Origin of the sequence: Pseudomonas fuscovaginae SE-1 (assembly GCF_000364705.1) — a bacterium.
Lineage (GTDB): Bacteria > Pseudomonadota > Gammaproteobacteria > Pseudomonadales > Pseudomonadaceae > Aquipseudomonas > Aquipseudomonas fuscovaginae_A.
The window spans coordinates 1-17051 of sequence record NZ_AQOH01000161.1 but is presented as its reverse complement, the minus strand read 5'-3'; the positions used below and the strand labels follow the sequence as shown (position 1 = coordinate 17051).

The following is a 17051-nucleotide window of genomic DNA, read 5'->3' as shown; positions in this document are numbered from 1 at the left end:
TTCAGCGTCAGACGGCCGAGGCGGGCTCGGCCATGGCCACCACTACCTTGCGTGCCCCCTGAAAGGTGGAGCGACCGTGGGCGACCAGCATGTTGTCGAGCATCAGCGCATCGCCCGCCTGCCAGGGGAAGCTGACCTGGGTGCGCCGCAGGACATCGCGCACATGCTCCAGCGCCTCCAGCTCGATGGGCGAACCATCACCGTAGAAGACGTTACGCGGTACACCCTCCTCGCCGACGATGGAGATCAGCGTTTCGCGTAGCGCAGCCGGGAGGTTGGAGATGTGGAACAGATGCGCCTGGTTGAACCAGACCCACTCCCCGGTGACCGGGTGCCGCGCGACGGCCTGGCAGACCTGGCGCGTACGCAGCTCGCCGTCATCCTTCCACTCGAAGTCGATGTGGCTGAGCCGACAGAAGCGCTCGACCTCGCTGCGGTCCTCGGTGCTGAACGCCTGCTGCCAGCTGAGATCCAGCCCATTGCCGTAGTTGCGCACGTACATCAGGCGCTTGTCGGCGAAACGCTGGCGGATGGCGGGATCAATGCGCTGATAGACCAGGCGACTGTCGGCGATGGGCGTCTCACCGCCGACCGGCGCGGCCTGGATGCAGTGAAACCAGATTTTCATCGGCCAGTTCAACGAGTAGGACTGCTCGTTGTGCAGCGGAATGACCTGGTGGGCGGGGTATTCGGTCGAGGTATAGACGCGGCTGTTGAGCTTGGTGCGTGGCGTGGAGGCGTAGTCGTAGGTCAGCAGCTCGTGACCGAAACTGCGGGCGAAATCCTCGAAGTCGCTGGCGTCACGAAAGGCGAAGTCGCGAAAGAGGATGCCCCCGGTGGTCTGCAGGTCGCTGTCGACGGCACGCCTGATCAACTGCGCGTGATCACGCCAGGAGTCGCCTGGCACAGGAGCGCGCAACACTAAGGGCAGCGGTGTCTCGACACCCGTCTGAACCTCATCGAGTGAATGGTTTGCGCGGCTGAGCGAATCGGTAAGCATCTGCATTCCTTGGTGCTACTGACGAGGCGCACAAAATTATCGTAAAACCCACTCATTATCAAACAGGAATCAATATTATTTAAACTTCAAGCTGCGGGAACTTACTGCTACCCGCGGGCCGCGAAGCAGCAGCACTCGAGGCATTATTCAGCCATCACCTGGGCGACCGTAGCCGCTTACCCAGGCTGACTGGCTCACTTTGCCTGCAGGTTGTAATCGCGTTCGCCGATATGCGACAGCAGCAGGTAGGCCGAGCCGATCATGCCCTGCATGGTGTCGGCAAAACGACTGCGGTTGAAATACAGGAACTGATGGTTCTTCACCGCGAACAGGTTCTGCCACTGCGGCGAACGACGGAAGGCCTCGGTGCTCGCCTCCGAACCGAGCATTTCCTCATAGGTATCGATGATGAAATCACTGTCGAAGTCGCCAATGCGCTCCAGGCTGTAAGGCACATTCTGGCGCGCCTCCTTGAAGGCCGACACGCGCCCGAGGCCGAAGTCGGCGATCACGTCATCCATCCCGGAACGGCCGATCAGTTGGAAACCGTCCGGATAGACCTCCAGGGTGGTGACCGTGATACGCCCAGGCTCCTTCACCCGCTTGGCGAATTCGCCGACGATCCATTGGTACTCGTTCAGCAACTTCTGGTAGCGCTGCTGCTTGCCTACCAGTTCGGCCAGTTCCTTGGCGTAAGCCTTGATGCCGGCCTCGCGCGCCGGCAGCAGCACCACCGGGGCAATGCTGCTTAGACGCTCTTTCAGGTCCTGGTGATAGGACAGCCCGACGATCAGGTCAGGCTTGAGCGCCGCGATGGCCTCGAGATCGGGCGACTGCTGCGAACCGACATAGCGAATGCCGGAGACATCGAAGCGCTGTTGAGCGCCACGGAACACTGCGTCCGAGAGCAGCTTCTTGCGCCCCGTGGACCCGCAAGGGGTTATGCCCAGCTCGAGCAGTTGGGTGGTCAGGCTGAGGTCATGCAGGGATACCACGCAACGCGGTGCGACCGGCACTTCGACGCGGCCGAAACGGTTCTCGAACACCCGGGTGTCGGCGGCGACGGCCTGCATCGAACTCAGACCAAACAGTACACAGGCCACCAGGGAAAGGGCTTTGAACTTCAGCATTATCTTCGTCATGTCCTTCAGTGACGACGCGTCAACGATTGCGTTGCCGCGCCAGCAAAACCAACAGATAAGGCGCACCGATAATCGCCACCACCAGACCGGCCGGCAGTTGCAACGGCGGCAACAAGGCGCGCCCCAGCGTGTCACCCAGCAGAACCAGTACGGCCCCGAACAACGCCGACAGCGGCAACAACGCGCCATGCCGGTCACCGCACAACAGTCGCGCCAGGTGCGGCGCGACCAGGCCGACGAAGGTCATCACGCCGATATTGGCCACCGTGGCCGCGGTCAACGTGACGCTGCACAGCAACAGCAAGAGCATGATCACCGGTGCATTCAGGCCGCGGCTGAGCGCCACGCTCTCGCCCAGTTGCAGAAGATTGAGCTGGCGGTGACAGAACAACAGGGGCATGCCCGCCACCAGCAACCAGATCAGCAGGCTCCGCACCTGCGGCCAACCACTGCGATGCAGGCTGCCGCCAAGCCACATCAGCGCCGATTCGACCCGATCGATATTGCCGTAGGTGATCAGCAGATCGGCGACGGCACTGAGCATGGCCGTCAGCCCCACGCCAACCAGAATCAGGCGCAGCGGGGCAATGCCACCGCGCCAGGATAGCGCGACGATAAACAGCGCCACCGCCAGACCGCCGAGCAACGCCGCCAGAGGATAGAGCGACAGCGGCAAGGCTTGCGGCCACTGCACCAGGATCAGCAACATGGTGACGCTGGCACCCGCCTCCACCCCGACCAATCCCGGCGCAGCCAGTGGGTTGCGCGTCAGTGACTGCATCAGCACGCCAGCCAGGGCCATCGCCGCGCCCCCGAGAATCGCCAGCAGGATGCGCGGCAGGCGCAACTCCCACAGTACGCTGGCCGGCAGCGCCGCCTCATCGGAGAACAGGCTCTGCCAGAGTTGGCCCATGCCCGTCGTGTAGCTGCCTACGCTGGCCGCGTACAGCGTCAGCCCCGTCAGCAACACGAGCAGCACCAACGCCGCCAACACATCGATGGGCCGGCCGACCCAGGGCAACCCGGGGCAACGCCGTGGCGTGGTCAGCCAGCGACTCATTTGAGCTTCCTCAGTACCAGCACGACGAATATCGGGCCGCCGATCAGCGCGGTGACGATGCCGGTATTGAGTTCGTACGGGCTCACCAGGGTGCGCGCCACGACATCGGCCAGCACCAGCAGCAGGCCGCCCAGCAGCGGCGCGGCCAGCAGCAGCTGGCGCAGGTCGTGACCAACCAGCAGCCGCGCCGCATGCGGCACTACCAGCCCGACAAAGCCGATGGGGCCAGCCAACGCCACCGCGCAACCGGACAGCAGCACCACGGCCGCCAAACTCAACAGCCGCATCCGCAACAGGTTGACGCCCATGCTGGAGGCCACCTGCGCGCCCAGCCGATAGGCATTCAACGCGCGCACATTGATCAGGCAAAGCAGCATGCCGACGATCAGGTAGGGCCAGAGCCAGCTTGGCAGGTTTGCCCCGCTGATAGCCAGCGAGCCGGTCAGCCAGCGACGCAGGCTGTCCAGCCCCTGCTGATCGAGCAGCAGCAGAATCGCGGTGATGGCGCCGAACAGTGCGGCCATCATCGCTCCGGAAAGCGTCAGGCGCACCGGATTGGGCGTGCGCCCGGCCAGCAGCATGACGCCGATGGCGGCCACCAGAGCGCCGCTGAAGGCAAACAGGGGAATCATGCTCATGTCATTGCCGGGCAGCACCAGCAAGCCAATGACCACGAACAAGGCCGCACCACTGTTGATGCCGAGGATGCCCGGGTCGGCCAACGGATTGTCGCCCACCGCCTGCATCATCGTACCGGCCAGCCCCAGGCAGGCACCCACAACCATTGCCACCCACAGGCGCGGCAAGCGCGAACCACGGATGACGCTGTGGTCAGAACTACTCGGATCATACGCCAGCAGCGCCTGCCAGACATCGCTCCAGGGAATCGACTTGGCCCCCACTGCCAGGTGCAGCGTCGACGCCAGGCCGATGCCGATCAAGATCGATAACCAGATCGGCCAGCGCCACCCACTCGTCATCGGGCTACCTGACTGTCGAGCGCACGCGTGCGGACAGGGGAAGCCGGCACGCACAGGGGATCACCGGAGTGCGGATCGATGAGAATGTGCGCATCCAGATCGAACACGGCTTTGAGGTTGGCCGGGGTGAAGACCTCGGCAGGCGTGCCCTGGGCGTGCACCTTGCCCTGGCGCAACATCACCAGTTGATCGGCATAGCGCGCGGCCTGGTTGAGGTCATGCAGAACCGCGACGACAGTGCGCCCCTGGTCACGCAGCTCGGCGAGCAGTTCGAGCAAGGCGATCTGATGAGCGATATCGAGAAAGGTGGTGGGCTCGTCGAGCAGGATGACCGGGGTCTCCTGTGCCAGAGTCATGGCAATCCAGCAGCGCTGTAACTGCCCCCCGGACAGGTTGATCAGGGTGCGGTCCAGCAGCATGCCGACATCGGCCAGTGCCACGGCGCGGTCGACCGCCTGCTGATCGGCGTCACTCCACTGCTGCCACCAGCTTTGCCAGGGGTAGCGCCCCTGCATGACCAGCTCGCGCACGGTTATCCCGGCAGGCGAAGCGGTGCGTTGCGGCAACAGCGCGATTTGCCTGGCCAGATCTCGTCGCGAGAGCTGAACGTGGGGCTTACCCTGCAGCAGTACGTCGCCGCTGGCTGGCCGCAGCATGCGCGCCAGCACGTTCAGCAAGGTGGTCTTGCCACAACCATTGGCACCGATCAATGCGGTAAAGCAGCCCTCGGGAATGGTCAGACTGATGTCATCCAGCACCTTCAATCCGTCGAATTGAAGCTCAAGCCCCATCGCTTTCAACATGCACACACACTCGATTTCGAACCAACGCGCCAGCGCCCGCCCGGCCAAGAGCCAGCACAGTTGGCCGGGCATGCGGGTTCACCGCGAATCTCATCCAGCTCAGGGCGGACACTGCCTGTCAGGCAGCGTCCAGGCCTTAAACATTTATGCGTAGTAGCTTGCAACAATAGTTTAGTGGTGACAATAAATTGTGTGCTAGTACAAATATTTCTCATTTAGATGTAGAGTTCGCGCGCTACTGCTCACTGCCACCACGCACTGGCGTGAAGGATCACAGAAACTCCTCCGTCTTGCGCACACATCCCAGAAAACTAAAGGACTTTCCTTCGCCATGTGTCAGGTTACGCACCCAAGCCCCGAACGTTTCGCCCGACGCCCAGCCTTCAGCCTTAGCGCACTAGCACTGGCCATGGCCAGCCTGGGCTCAGGCAGCCTGCATGCCGCTGAGACCAACCAGGCCCCCACGGCCGCGCCCTTGGAACTCGATGCCACCAACGTTACCGCGCAAAACGTCGAACAGCCCACCGAGCATGTGGTCGGCTATGTCGCCAAACGCAACATGAGCGCTACCAAGACCGACACGCCGATCACCGAGACGCCACAGTCGCTGTCGGTGGTGACGAGCGACGAAATCCGCGACCGCCAGGCGGAAACGTTGGCTCAGGCGCTGAGCTACACACCAGGATTCACCGCCAGCTCGACCTCTTTCAACCGCACTGCGGACCGCTTCCGCATCCGTGGCTTCTCGGTCGAATCCGCCACTGGCGGCTCGCTGCGCGACGGCCTGCGCCTGCAGAACAACTCCTACGACGGCATTCAGGAACCTTATGGCCTGGAGCGCGTCGAGGTCATTCGCGGCGCCGCCTCGGTGCTCTACGGCCAGCTCTCGCCCGGCGGCATGGTAAACGGCGTCAGCAAGCGCCCAACCGAGACGCCGTTCCACGAGTTGCAACTGCAGACGGGCTCCAATGACCGCAAGCAGGTCGCCGCCGACTTCAGCGGCCCACTGGCCGGTAGCGACACCCTGAGCTATCGCCTGACCCTGCTCAGCCGCAACAGCGACACCCAGCAGGATCATCTCAACGACGACAGGTTCTACATCGCCCCGGCGCTGACCTGGCGCCCTGACGAAGACACATCGCTGACCCTGCTGTCGTTCTACCAGAAGACCGATACGCGTTTCCCCGCGCCCCTGCCCTATCAGTTGGTCAAAGGTGTGGGTGACGGCGCCTTCAAGATCGGCCGCCACGACTTTATCGGCGAGCCGGACTACGACGACATGAATGGCGAGATGTCGGCCCTGGGGTACGAATTCACCCACCACTTCAACGAACACTTCACGGTGAATCACAAGCTGCGTTACTCCGAGTCCGATGTGAAGTGGAGATACCTGCAGGTCAGAACCGGCAATCCGGCAGTCACTGCCGCCGTGATCAATCAGGCTGCCACGACCGGCATTCTGCAAAGGCAATACAGTGATCGCCGTGAGCGCGCCAGAACCCTGGCCAGCGATACCAATGTCCAATCGAAATGGCAGATCGGCAGCGTCGAGCACACCGTTCTGGTCGGTTTCGACGGCTATGACACGTCCTACGACTCCCATAACTTCCGAGGCGCAGCCCCCAGCCTGGACCTGAGCCGCTACAACTATGGCCAGCCCGTGGTGGTCAACAGAGATCGCGCCCTGGATCGTGGCTCGCAGCTCGATACGCTGCAAAAAGGTGTCTATTTGCAGGATCAGATCAAGTTCGACGACAAGTGGGTCCTGCAACTGGGTGGCCGCCACGACTGGGCTGACCAGCATCAGACAGCGCATCGCAATGCCGCCAAGGCCAGCCAAAGCGACGAAGCCACCACCTGGCGCGCGGGCCTGGTCTACCTGGCGGACAACGGCCTGGCGCCCTACATCAGCTATAGCGAGTCGTTCTTCCCGGTTTCCGTTGCGGAAGTCACCGGCCAGACCTTCACCCCCACCGAAGGTAAACAATACGAAGCAGGCGTGCGCTATCAGCCCAATGACAGCAATATGCTGCTCAGCGCGGCAGTCTACGAGCTGACCCAGACCAACGTGCTCAAGCAGGATCCAATTACCGAAGAGTACCGCCAAACCGGCGAGGTACGCTCCCGCGGCCTGGAGCTGGAAGCCAAGGCGGATGTCACCCCGGCACTCAGCATGATCGCCACCTACGCCTATACCGACGCACGCACCATCAAGAGCGCCATTGCGGCCGAAGTGGGCCAACGTACCGATGAAACGCCCTACCACCAGGCAGCCCTGTGGGCCAGCTACCACTTCGTCAACTGGGACATTCCGCAACTGACCGTGGGCGCCGGCGCTCGCTACATGGGTACAACGCAGGCCTCGGGCATGGATTCGGCCATGCCAGCCTATACCCTGTTCGACGCCATGGCGCGCTACCAGATCGACGACAACTGGAGCGTGACCGTCAACGCCAACAACCTGACAGACAAGCGCTACACGCAGTGCAGTTTCTCCACCTGTAGCTACGGGGACGAGCGCACCTTGCTGACCTCGGTGAACTTCACCTGGTGATCTGTCGCTCCGCGCGCCGAGCAAGCACCTTGCTGCGGCGCGGTCTTAACCGCCTAACGGACGGGCTCCACCTCACTAACACGGACAAGCCGTCCATCAACAGGAACGGGTTATGACTCACCGGCGGCTTGGGGATGGCGACGATGTCCAGGTCCGCCGCCGGGTTCTGCTCCAGCCCTTTCTCGACCATGGCGTAACGGAACAACTGGTTGAACCAGGTGCGGCATTTCTCCGCGACGGTGAAGGCACGCCGCTGCTCGAGTCGACGCAACACCCCCAGCAGGTCCTGCCGGGACACCTCCGCCATCGGCAGCGCACCCAGCGCAGGCAGCACGTCCTTGTCGAAGATCCGTTCGATTTGCGACAGCGTGCTCTGTCGCCCGCGGCTCAGGCTCTGCGCCTTGAAGTCACGCCATTCAGCGAATACGGCGGCAAAGGTATGGTGAGCCTGGGCCTCCAGGGCCCGGAGCGCGTCACGGCGCTGGGCGCGCGGGTCGAGGCCTTGGGCGAGCCAGGTTCGGGCCTGATCGCGCTGCTGACGCGCCTCCTTGAGGCCCAGCGCCGGGTAGCTGCCCAGCGAGATGCGCGACTGCTTGCCCTGCCAGTAGAAACGCCAGTGCCATTGCTTGGCGCCGGTGCTGCACACGAACAAGGTGAGGCCTGCGCCATCGCTGAGCGTATAATTCATGGCGGAAGGTTTGGCGTGACGCACCGCCTTATCGGTCAAAGCCATGGAAATATCCTCCAATACAAGGGAGGAGATATCGGCTTGAAGGACTCGTAGGCTCTAGCGAAAATTCGCCTTGGCCGACACCCGAATTCGATGTACTTATTTCTGTACTTGTTGGGCGTGGCTGGCGGTGGATTCCAGTGGAAGCCACTGGAACGAAAAAAGGAGCCGAAGCTCCTTTTTTCAATGACTTACAGACTTCAGTGGCTGTCCGCAGAACTCTGTAAATCTAATAACTGGAGCGGGAAACGAGACTCGAACTCGCGACCCCGACCTTGGCAAGGTCGTGCTCTACCAACTGAGCTATTCCCGCGTCGTCTTGGTGATGCGCATTCTATAGAATCTACGCACCACGTCAACCCCTTGATTCAAAAAAGTTTTATTTATTTTCACCATGGATCCGCAGATGCGGCCAGGCGGCCCGCAGATACTGCACCATCGACCACAATGTCAGGCCCGCGGCAACCATCAACAGGGCGTAGCCGACCACGACCCAGAAGCTGAGAGTCGAAGGGTTGGCCAGCAGGATCACCAACGCCAACATTTGCGCGGCGGTTTTCCACTTGCCCATCTTCGAGACCGCGACCTGGGCACGCGCGCCAATCTCGGCCATCCACTCGCGCAGGGCCGACACCACGATCTCACGCCCGATGATCACCACCGCCGGGAAGGTCAGCCAGAAGTTGCCATGCTCCTGCACCAGCAGGACCAGGGCCACCGCCACCATCAGCTTGTCGGCCACCGGGTCCAGGAACGCACCGAACGGCGTGCTCTGCTCCAGGCGGCGTGCCAGGTAGCCATCGAGCCAGTCCGTCGCGGCGGCAAAGGCGAAAACCGAACTGGCCGCCATGTAGCTCCACTGGTACGGCAGGTAGAACAACAGAATGAAGATCGGGATAAGTACAACACGCAGAACGGTGATCAGATTAGGGATATTCATCGGCACAACTGGCTACGAAGTGAAAGGGCATTCTACTCGCTGTGCAGACTGGCATAAATCAGCTCTGCGAGCTTTTTGCTGATCCCCGGCGCCTTGGCGATCTCATCGATGCTGGCCCGGGACAGTTCCTGCAATCCACCGAAATGCTTCAGCAGCTCACGCCGTCGCTTCGGTCCGACACCCGCCACCCCTTCCAGGGTCGAGGTCCGCCGGGTCTTGCCGCGGCGCGCACGGTGACCGGTGATGGCGAAACGGTGGGCCTCATCGCGGATCTGCTGGATCAGGTGCAGCGCCGGTGAATCACCCTTGAGGGTGAACTCGTGGGCCGCATCGTTGAGGTACAGAGTCTCGAAACCGGCCTTGCGCGTCACGCCCTTGGCTACGCCGAGCAGGATCAGGTCCGGCACCGCCAGTTCGTTGAGCACGTCGCGGGCCATGGACAATTGCCCCTTGCCACCGTCCACCAGGAGAATATCTGGCAACTTGCCCTCGCCCTCCTTCAACCGGCTGAAACGACGGGTCAGCGCCTGGTGCATCGCCGCGTAATCGTCGCCGGCCGTGACACCCTCGATATTGTAGCGGCGGTAGTCGGACTTGATCGGACCTTCCGGACCGAACACCACGCAGGACGCCACTGTCGATTCGCCGCTGGAATGGCTGATGTCGTAGCACTCCAGGCGCTGTGGCGGCTCATCCAGGTCCAGCACTTCGGCCAGCGCGTCGAAACGTGCCGCCACGTGCTGACGGTTGGCCAGGCGGGCGGTCAGGGCCTGTTCAGCATTGGTCACCGCCAGTTGCTGCCAGCGCGCCCGCGTGCCGCGCACCCGGTGGCTGATGCTCAACTCGCGGCCGCGCAGCTCTTCGATGGCGGCGATCAGGGTCGGGAAGTCGTCGTGAACCACGTTGACGATCAGTTCGCTCGGCAGGTCGCGCTCCGGGCTGCTGATGAAGTACTGACCGAGAAACGCCGCCATGACCTCGGAAACGTCTTCGTCGATGCCGACCTGAGGGAAGAAGTTCTTGCTGCCCAGGACCCGCCCGCCGCGCACGCTGATCAGGTGAACGCAGGCGCCGCCCGGGTTGACGAACGCAGCGATGACATCGACGTCGCCGTTGCCACCTTCCATGCTCTGCTGGTCCTGCACGCGGCGCAGCAGCGCGATCTGATCGCGCAGCTCGGCCGCTTTCTCGAAGTCGAGGGTGCTGGCCGCCTGCTCCATGCCGGCGTTGAGCTCATCGCTCAGGGCATTGCTGCGCCCTTCGAGGAACATCACCGAATGGCGCACATCCTCGGCGTATTCCTGGGGCTCGACCAGGCCGACGCAAGGCGCCTTGCAGCGCTTGATCTGATACTGCAGGCACGGTCGGGTGCGGTTCTTGTAGTAGCTGTCCTCGCACTGGCGCACGTGGAAGGTCTTCTGCAACAGCGCCAGGCTCTCGCGAATCGCACCCGCACTCGGATAAGGCCCGAAATACTTGCCCTTGAGCTTCTTCGCCCCGCGATGAATGCTCAGGCGCGGGTAATCGCCATCCGAGAGGAAGACATAGGGGTAGGACTTGTCGTCGCGCAGCAGGATGTTGTAGGGCGGGCGCCACTCCTTGATCAGCGTCTGCTCCAGCAGCAACGCCTCGGTCTCATTGGCGGTGATGGTGGTCTCGACCTGGGCGATACGCGCCACCAGGGCGGCGGTCTTCGGCGCGAGGCCGGTCTTGCGGAAATAGCTGGCGAGGCGATTCTTCAGGTTCTTGGCCTTGCCCACGTACAGCAGGCGCGCATCGCTGTCGAACATGCGATACACACCGGGACGGCCACTACAGGTAGAAAGAAAAGCGCTTGAATCGAACGGTTCAGTCATCGTCAGCCGGCATCGACCATGCCGTGGCGTACGGCCAGAAGCGTCAACTCGACATCACTGCTGACCGACAGCTTCTCGAAAATCCGGTAACGGTAGGTATTGACGGTTTTCGGCGACAGGCACAGTTTGTCGGAAATGATCTGCACCTTCTGGCAACCGACGATCATCAGGGCGATCTGGATTTCCCGTTCGGACAAGGCATCGAACGGTGATTCGCTGGCCGGCTGGAACGATTTGAGCGCCATCTGCTGGGCGATCTGCGGGCTGATGTAGCGTTGCCCGGCGAACACCAGGCGAATCGCCTGAACCATTTCCGCCAGCCCCGCGCCCTTGGTCAGGTAGCCTGAAGCCCCGGCCTGCATCAACCGCGTCGGGAACGGATCCTCCTCGCACACGGTGACCGCCACAACCTTGATATCAGGGTGGCTACGCAGCAGTTTGCGCGTTGCTTCAAGGCCGCCGATACCCGGCATCTTGACGTCCATCAACACAACATCCGGCTTGAGCTCCCGCGTTTTCAGCAGGGCCTGCTCTCCCGACTCAGCCTGCCCCACAACCTGCAGGCCATCGATGTCGGCAAGCATCCGGGTGATGCCTGTACGCACAAGATCATGGTCATCGACAACTAGCACCCTAATCAAGCAGACACCTCGCGAATTATGGTCTTATCAGATTATTGACCACCTTAGCAAAAAACCGACGGCCAGACCTAGCTGCAAGCGTCACATAAGAGTGTCATAGCGCTATAGGCGCCTGCGAAGTCGAAGAAGGGAAAGACCGCCTCTCAGCGGTCTTGCGGGTCCCGGCGGCCCTTGGCGCCGTAGGAGGCGATCGCCTCGGCCAGCGTGGTGGTCAGTTGGCTGATCGCTTCCTGGTCAGCCTTGCGCAGGGTTCGGTAACTGCCCAGCACCTTCTCTTCGCTGGAGCTGAGATTGTCGACCAGCGTCGGCGTCCGGTTGCCGGTCAGGACATACAGCACATCGACGCCACGCTCGGCCACCCGCGACAGATAGTCGGCCTTCGGCGCGCGATCGCCGCTTTCATATTTGCCCTGGGCGTTGGCTTCAACGCCACCGATTTCGCCAAAAGCCTTCTGCGACAATCCGAGTCGCTCCCTCTCTTGTCGCAACCGGGAACCAATTCCACTCATTTGGATGTAATATCCCAAGTCAAGCACCCCTAAAAGGGGTGAATTCAACACAATTAAACAAAATTGAACGGTTTTGAACTATGCCCGGTATTCGCACCGCTGCACAAGCCAAGGCTTGGCTGGAACATCAAGGAAAATCGGTTCAGGAGTTTGCACGCGAGCATGGCGTCGACCCGGCAACCACCTATCAAGTGCTCGCCGGGCGGAAAAAGGGACGCCGCGGGGAAGCCCACAAAGTGGCGGTCCTGCTGGGCATGAAGGACGGAATCATCCTCGACGACAATGACCGAAGCGAGGGATAGCCCCGCGTATTCGAGCCCAGTATGCGCCTCGAAATGTCGAGGAGTAAGCTCAATCCGAAAATACTGTCAGCCGATTCTACCGCTCGATTTCAGAGCCCCGGCACTCATGCGAAAGAAGCACTCATCCTCCCCTACGACCTCCAGCCCCATGCGCTCGTAAAGCCGCCTGGCGGGATTGCTCTTGAACACGGTCAAGCGCAACTCCGGACGCCCTTCCCTGAAGGCGATGTCACGTGCCTGGCCGATCAGCCAGCCGCCCAAGCCCTGTCCGCGCCCCGCCTCGATCAGTTGCAACTCGCGGATATACAGCGCCCTGGCGTCCCGACTGAAGCTGACGAAACCCAGCACCTGCTCACCCTCGCAGAGCAAGGCATTCTGCCGCCCGGCCCAGGCGATATCGAAGGCTTCCTCCTGCCAGAGCAGATCGTACTCGCAGTAGTAGGCCATCATGTTCCCGCGCGTCAGCGTCCGGGCGAACTCCAGGTCCACCTCGGTCGCCGGGCGAAAACGCCAGTCCCGCGTCACAGCCCCTCCACTTCCACCACCTCGCCTCGCCACATGCCCTCGACCCGTCGACCGATCACCAGCACATCACCCACACCCGCCGCGGCCGCCACCCGTTGCCCGCCGGCAGCCCAGATCGCACTGCGCCCCGCCGACACCCAGCCACCGGTGACACCGCCGTGATTGGCCATCAGCACGGCCATGTCGTGCTCACGGGCATACCCCTGAAGCAACGCACTATCGGTGGCGTACCCGTTCTCGCTGACCAGCACGCCTGATGCATACAGGTTAGCGCCAGATCGGGCGGCCTGGAGAGCATGGCTGGCGTGGGAAAAGTCAGCACAAACCGACAGGGCGACGGTGTCGGCACCGAGGGTCAAGGCAGCGCCTCCGCCCCCGGGCGTAAACACCTGTTCTTCACCCGTGTGCAGATGCTGTTTGCTGTAGAGCTGCCGGGAACCGTCGGCCTTGAAGGTCAGTGCACCGATCAGCAGCGGACCACCGGCAGCCAGACGAATCGGCAGGCCGACCACGGTCACCAGGCGCAGCTCACGCGCCAGCTCGGACAAGGGTTGCAACACCTCGGCATCCAGGGTCACCGCCAGTACCGGGGCCAGCCCGGGCTCATAACCGGTCAACGAGAGTTCGGGAAAAACCAGCAGCTCCACGCCCTGCTCCGCCGCCTGCTCCATGAAACGCTGGTGCCGCTGGATATTGCCCTCCAGGTCACCGGCAAGGGAGCAGGACTGGGCGGCAGCAATGGTCAGAACGTTCATGGGGCATGCCTGATGATCAAGTAGGAATTGTCCGGTGAGTTTGTCATAAAACATTTAATTTGTTTAAGCCATAGCGACTGTATGGCGCCAATCATAGAAATTTCTGATTGAACAGCATCCCATGGCTCTAGTAAGCTCGGGACATTCCATCGGAGAAGCGCCATGCACGCCTTTCATTCCATGCCTTGCCAGACTGTCGGCGCCCCGCGCTCGCCAGCGGCTGCCTGGATGAAAACCGCCGGCGCATCCGCAGGCTTCTATTTTGGGTATTGGTTTAGCCACTGGCGCGCCTGATACCCAACCGGCGCCCACTACTCAAGGGGTCGCCTACCAGAGAATCAACAACCCCCGGTCGGCCTCCCGACCGGGGGTTTTGTTTTTTCAGGGCTTCACTTTTACGTAAAACGCTTCAACAGACATTTCGAATCGAGGAATACCGACATGAACTACGCCACCTATTACCGCTACGAATTCACCACCGCCTGGCGATTTACCAACCTCCGCTCGGGACAGCACGCCGCCTCCGAACGGTCACTCACAGGTGGCAAGCACACACTCGCAGCCAATCCGGCTGATTGTCGAACACCGCAATAGGGCCGCGCGCGGGAAAGACCCGCCGCTTGCCCAGGGAACTCCGAACATGAATTCGTCTCTCTCCGCCTTGCCACTGTCCACCCTGTCGTCCGCCAACGAGCCGCTGACCCAGCGCCTGCCGACGGCCCTGCAGCTCAAGCAGCACCTGCCCCTCACTACCACGCTCAGCGCTCAGGTCACCCGCCACCGCGAGGCGATACGCGCCATCCTCGACGGCCAAGACTCGCGCCTGCTGATGATCGTCGGCCCCTGCTCGATCCACGACCCGCAATCGGCTCTCGAATACGCCAGCCACCTGGCCAGCCTGGCGAACGACGTCAGCGACCAGATGCTGCTGGTCATGCGTGCCTATGTCGAAAAACCGCGCACCACGGTCGGCTGGAAAGGCCTGGCCTACGATCCGCACCTGGACGGCAGCGACGACATGGCCGGCGGCCTGGCGCTGTCGCGCGAACTGATGCGCGAAATGCTGCGCATGGGCTTGCCGATCGCCACCGAACTGCTGCAGCCGATGGCCGCCAGCTACTTCGACGACCTGCTGAGCTGGGTTGCGATTGGCGCACGGACCACCGAGTCGCAGATCCACCGGGAAATGGCCAGCGGCCTGCCGATGCCCGTGGGCTTCAAGAACGGCACAGACGGCGGTGTCGGCATCGCCAGCGATGCCATGCGTTCGGCGGCGCACCCACACCGGCATTTCGGCGTCGACGGTCAAGGGCATCCGGCGATCATCCAGACCGCGGGTAACCCGGATACTCACCTGGTGTTGCGCGGCGGCCATCGTGGCCCGAACTACGATGCCCGCAGCATCGCCCTGGCCCGGGCAGGGCTGGAGAAGCAAGGCATCGCGAGCCGGATGATGGTCGACTGCAGCCATGCCAACAGCGGCAAGGACCCGTTGCGCCAGCCGGCGGTATTCGGCGAGGTGCTGGAGCAGCGCCTGCAGGGCGACCGCTCGCTGATCGGCATGATGCTGGAGAGTCATCTGTTCGAAGGCTGTCAGCCGTTGAGCCCGTCCCTCAGGTACGGCGTTTCGATCACCGATGGCTGCCTGGGCTGGGAAGCGACCGAACAGTTGCTGCGTAGCGCGGCGCAACGGTTGCGGGAGCAGGCGTCCCTCAAGGCGGTGAGCGCCTGACGGGAGGCCTTCGCGGCGGTTCGGGGCGGCGAACCACCGCGAAAGCCTTCCCGCATCCCACCTGCCGCACCGCCCTCGAGGAACTTTGCCGGGAAAAAGCCGCCTGAATCCGGTAGTCTCGACATTTTCCCCAAAGGAGTACCCCACCATGGCCCGAGCCACTGCCCGCCACATCCTGGTTGCCACTGAAGCCAAGTGCAACGAACTCAAGGCCCAGATCGAAGGCGGCGCCGACTTCGCCGAAATCGCCAAGGCCAACTCCACCTGCCCTTCCAGCCGTGACGGCGGCAATCTGGGCTCCTTCGGCCCAGGCCAGATGGTCAAGGAATTCGACACCGTGGTGTTCAGCGCGCCGATCAACACCGTGCAAGGCCCGGTGAAAACCCAGTTCGGCTACCACCTGCTGGAAGTCACCAGCCGCCAGGACTGATCCGTCCGACGAGGGTTGCTCTTCGCGCCCCCTCTGGCAGCCAACGCCTGTGGCGAGGGGGCTTGCCCCCGCTGGGTCGCCAAGCGACCCTGAAACCGGACATTCGGTGCACCAGAGGCACCGAGAAAGCCGGTTTCACGACTGCTTCGCAGCCGAGCGCGGGCAAGCCCGCTCGCCACAGGGCCGTGCTCGCCACAGGAAGCCCCCACTCTCACACCGTCCTCAAGGCTGACGATGCGACTGGTTCTTTCCCTGACATTCGGCACCCTGGCCCTGCTTGCCAGTGTTGCCCACGCCGCTCCCGCGCAACACGCCCTGACGGTCTACGGCGAGCCGCCCAAATACCCGGCCAGCTTCAGCCACTTCGACTACGCCAATCCCGACGCTCCCAAGGGCGGCAGCCTCAAGCGCTCGGCCATCGAGATCGGCCAGTTCGACCATGTGCTGCCCTATATCGACAAGGGCATCGGCGTTTCGCAGATCGACGGCTACATCTATTCACCGCTGGCGGTGCGTTCCCTCGACGAGCCCTACACCGTCTACGGCCTGGTCGCCCAGAAGATGCAGCGCTCCGATGACGGCCTGTCGCTGCGTTTCTTCCTCAACCCCAAGGCACGCTTCGCCGACAACACGCCGATCACCGCCGAGGACGTGCGCTACACCTTCAACCTGCTGATGACCCAGGGCAGTCTGAGCTATCGCATGCAGTTCGAAGGCATCAAGGATGTGGTGGTCGAATCGCCGACCCAGATTCGCTTCGACTTCAGGAACACCGAGAACCGTTCGCTGCCGCTGGATATCGCGACCCTGCCGGTGCTGCCGGAACACTGGTGGAAAACCCGTGACTTCGCCGATGGCGGTGGCTACGAGGCCCCGCTGGGCAGCGGCCCTTACCGGGTCAGCAAGGTCGACTCGGGACGCAGCATCACCTTCACCCGCAACCCCGACTGGTGGGGCAAAGACCTGCCGGTGAGCCGCGGCCTGTACAACTTCGACCGTTTCAGCATCGAATACTTCGGCGACACCGACGTCGCGCGCCAGGTGCTGCGTGGCGGCGCCTACGACTACAACCGCGAGTTCTCCGCCACCGCC

General features: G+C 62.5%; 18 protein-coding genes and 1 tRNA gene. 6 read left to right on the top strand and 13 right to left on the bottom strand.

The genetic code is table 11. The features are described from left to right. Window positions 1–7: 7 nt before the first annotated feature. The 5 genes from K675_RS0116045 to K675_RS0116025 form a co-directional block, all read right to left on the bottom strand. Window positions 8–1000 carry a TauD/TfdA family dioxygenase gene (locus K675_RS0116045; protein ID WP_017904518.1) on the bottom strand — a complete coding sequence of 331 codons (993 nt, stop codon included), beginning with the start codon at window positions 998–1000 and terminating at the stop codon, window positions 8–10. 194 nt (window positions 1001–1194) lie between these two features. After that, the gene (locus tag K675_RS0116040) at window positions 1195–2130 is read right to left on the bottom strand and encodes an ABC transporter substrate-binding protein (protein WP_017904517.1); all 936 of its coding nucleotides are present in this window, start codon (window positions 2128–2130) and stop codon (window positions 1195–1197) included. A gap of 31 nt (window positions 2131–2161) precedes the next feature. Then, a complete protein-coding gene (locus K675_RS0116035) occupies window positions 2162–3202 on the bottom strand; it encodes a FecCD family ABC transporter permease (RefSeq protein WP_017904516.1) in 1041 nt (346 codons plus the stop codon). After that, entirely contained in the window at window positions 3199–4182 is a 984-nt protein-coding gene (locus K675_RS0116030) for a FecCD family ABC transporter permease (RefSeq protein ID WP_017904515.1), read from the bottom strand. Before K675_RS0116030 ends, K675_RS0116035 begins: the two co-directional genes overlap by 4 nt. Further along, window positions 4179–4985, bottom strand: coding sequence for an ABC transporter ATP-binding protein (locus K675_RS0116025; RefSeq protein WP_037006593.1), 807 nt, complete (start codon window positions 4983–4985; stop codon window positions 4179–4181). The genes K675_RS0116030 and K675_RS0116025 overlap by 4 nt, the downstream gene beginning before the upstream one ends. Window positions 4986–5394: 409 nt before the next feature. Here K675_RS0116025 and K675_RS0116020 point away from each other — a divergent pair, with 409 nt between their 5' ends. Next, window positions 5395–7539: a TonB-dependent siderophore receptor gene (locus K675_RS0116020; RefSeq protein ID WP_017904513.1), complete on the top strand. Its 2145-nt coding sequence runs from the start codon at window positions 5395–5397 to the stop codon at window positions 7537–7539. On the opposite strand, the gene K675_RS30850 is transcribed toward K675_RS0116020, so the two are convergent. The 6 genes from K675_RS30850 to K675_RS0115990 form a co-directional block, all read right to left on the bottom strand. Beyond that, entirely contained in the window at window positions 7529–8272 is a 744-nt protein-coding gene (locus K675_RS30850) for a tyrosine-type recombinase/integrase (protein WP_017904512.1), read from the bottom strand. The genes K675_RS0116020 and K675_RS30850 overlap by 11 nt on opposite strands. A 234-nt stretch (window positions 8273–8506) precedes the next feature. Then, window positions 8507–8582 (bottom strand) — tRNA-Gly (locus K675_RS0116010). A gap of 66 nt (window positions 8583–8648) precedes the next feature. Beyond that, window positions 8649–9209, bottom strand: coding sequence for a CDP-diacylglycerol--glycerol-3-phosphate 3-phosphatidyltransferase (gene pgsA / locus K675_RS0116005; RefSeq protein WP_017904511.1), 561 nt, complete (start codon window positions 9207–9209; stop codon window positions 8649–8651). A gap of 32 nt (window positions 9210–9241) precedes the next feature. Continuing rightward, on the bottom strand, window positions 9242–11065 hold the full coding sequence (gene uvrC, locus K675_RS0116000; RefSeq protein ID WP_026145237.1) for an excinuclease ABC subunit UvrC: 1824 nt from the start codon (window positions 11063–11065) through the stop codon (window positions 9242–9244). Window positions 11066–11067: 2 nt separating this feature from the next. Further along, window positions 11068–11706, bottom strand: coding sequence for a response regulator transcription factor GacA (gene gacA / locus K675_RS0115995; protein ID WP_010446530.1), 639 nt, complete (start codon window positions 11704–11706; stop codon window positions 11068–11070). A 143-nt stretch (window positions 11707–11849) separates the two neighbouring features. Further along, window positions 11850–12215 (bottom strand): helix-turn-helix domain-containing protein, encoded by a 366-nt coding sequence (locus K675_RS0115990; RefSeq protein WP_026145236.1) that lies wholly within the window; start codon window positions 12213–12215, stop codon window positions 11850–11852. An 80-nt stretch (window positions 12216–12295) separates the two neighbouring features. Between K675_RS0115990 and K675_RS0115985 the strand changes: the two genes are divergently transcribed. Continuing rightward, window positions 12296–12517, top strand: a complete 222-nt coding sequence (locus K675_RS0115985) for a DNA-binding protein (RefSeq protein ID WP_017904507.1) — start codon at window positions 12296–12298, stop codon at window positions 12515–12517. A gap of 66 nt (window positions 12518–12583) precedes the next feature. Here K675_RS0115985 and K675_RS0115980 read toward each other — a convergent pair whose 3' ends face one another. Both K675_RS0115980 and K675_RS0115975 read right to left on the bottom strand, forming a co-directional pair. Then, entirely contained in the window at window positions 12584–13042 is a 459-nt protein-coding gene (locus K675_RS0115980; RefSeq protein ID WP_017904506.1) for a GNAT family N-acetyltransferase, read from the bottom strand. Beyond that, window positions 13039–13797 (bottom strand): carbon-nitrogen hydrolase family protein, encoded by a 759-nt coding sequence (locus K675_RS0115975; RefSeq protein ID WP_017904505.1) that lies wholly within the window; start codon window positions 13795–13797, stop codon window positions 13039–13041. Before K675_RS0115975 ends, K675_RS0115980 begins: the two co-directional genes overlap by 4 nt. 441 nt (window positions 13798–14238) lie before the next feature. On the opposite strand from K675_RS0115975, the gene K675_RS33380 reads away from it, so the two are divergent. The 4 genes from K675_RS33380 to K675_RS0115960 all read left to right on the top strand — a co-directional run. Next, a complete protein-coding gene (locus tag K675_RS33380; RefSeq protein WP_198291648.1) occupies window positions 14239–14391 on the top strand; it encodes a hypothetical protein in 153 nt (50 codons plus the stop codon). Window positions 14392–14437: 46 nt separating this feature from the next. Continuing rightward, on the top strand, window positions 14438–15529 hold the full coding sequence (locus K675_RS0115970) for a 3-deoxy-7-phosphoheptulonate synthase (protein WP_017904504.1): 1092 nt from the start codon (window positions 14438–14440) through the stop codon (window positions 15527–15529). A 103-nt stretch (window positions 15530–15632) separates the two neighbouring features. Beyond that, on the top strand, window positions 15633–15959 hold the full coding sequence (locus K675_RS0115965; RefSeq protein ID WP_269745392.1) for a peptidylprolyl isomerase: 327 nt from the start codon (window positions 15633–15635) through the stop codon (window positions 15957–15959). A 234-nt stretch (window positions 15960–16193) separates the two neighbouring features. Next, window positions 16194–17051 (top strand): ABC transporter substrate-binding protein (locus K675_RS0115960; RefSeq protein WP_017904502.1); only part of this gene is annotated, 858 nt, incomplete at its 3' end.

Coding starts and splice junctions, on each gene's coding strand:
- pgsA (WP_017904511.1), bottom strand. CDS start 9,209: ATGAATATCCCTAATCTGATCACCGTTCTGCGTGTTGTACTTATCCCG.
- K675_RS0116020 (WP_017904513.1), top strand. CDS start 5,395: ATGGCCAGCCTGGGCTCAGGCAGCCTGCATGCCGCTGAGACCAACCAG.
- K675_RS0116035 (WP_017904516.1), bottom strand. CDS start 3,202: ATGAGTCGCTGGCTGACCACGCCACGGCGTTGCCCCGGGTTGCCCTGG.
- K675_RS0116040 (WP_017904517.1), bottom strand. CDS start 2,130: ATGCTGAAGTTCAAAGCCCTTTCCCTGGTGGCCTGTGTACTGTTTGGT.
- uvrC (WP_026145237.1), bottom strand. CDS start 11,065: ATGACTGAACCGTTCGATTCAAGCGCTTTTCTTTCTACCTGTAGTGGC.
- K675_RS0115975 (WP_017904505.1), bottom strand. CDS start 13,797: ATGAACGTTCTGACCATTGCTGCCGCCCAGTCCTGCTCCCTTGCCGGT.
- K675_RS0115985 (WP_017904507.1), top strand. CDS start 12,296: ATGCCCGGTATTCGCACCGCTGCACAAGCCAAGGCTTGGCTGGAACAT.
- K675_RS33380 (WP_198291648.1), top strand. CDS start 14,239: ATGAACTACGCCACCTATTACCGCTACGAATTCACCACCGCCTGGCGA.
- K675_RS0115990 (WP_026145236.1), bottom strand. CDS start 12,215: ATGAGTGGAATTGGTTCCCGGTTGCGACAAGAGAGGGAGCGACTCGGA.
- K675_RS30850 (WP_017904512.1), bottom strand. CDS start 8,272: ATGGCTTTGACCGATAAGGCGGTGCGTCACGCCAAACCTTCCGCCATG.
- K675_RS0116045 (WP_017904518.1), bottom strand. CDS start 1,000: ATGCTTACCGATTCGCTCAGCCGCGCAAACCATTCACTCGATGAGGTT.
- K675_RS0116030 (WP_017904515.1), bottom strand. CDS start 4,182: ATGACGAGTGGGTGGCGCTGGCCGATCTGGTTATCGATCTTGATCGGC.
- K675_RS0116025 (WP_037006593.1), bottom strand. CDS start 4,985: ATGTTGAAAGCGATGGGGCTTGAGCTTCAATTCGACGGATTGAAGGTG.
- K675_RS0115970 (WP_017904504.1), top strand. CDS start 14,438: ATGAATTCGTCTCTCTCCGCCTTGCCACTGTCCACCCTGTCGTCCGCC.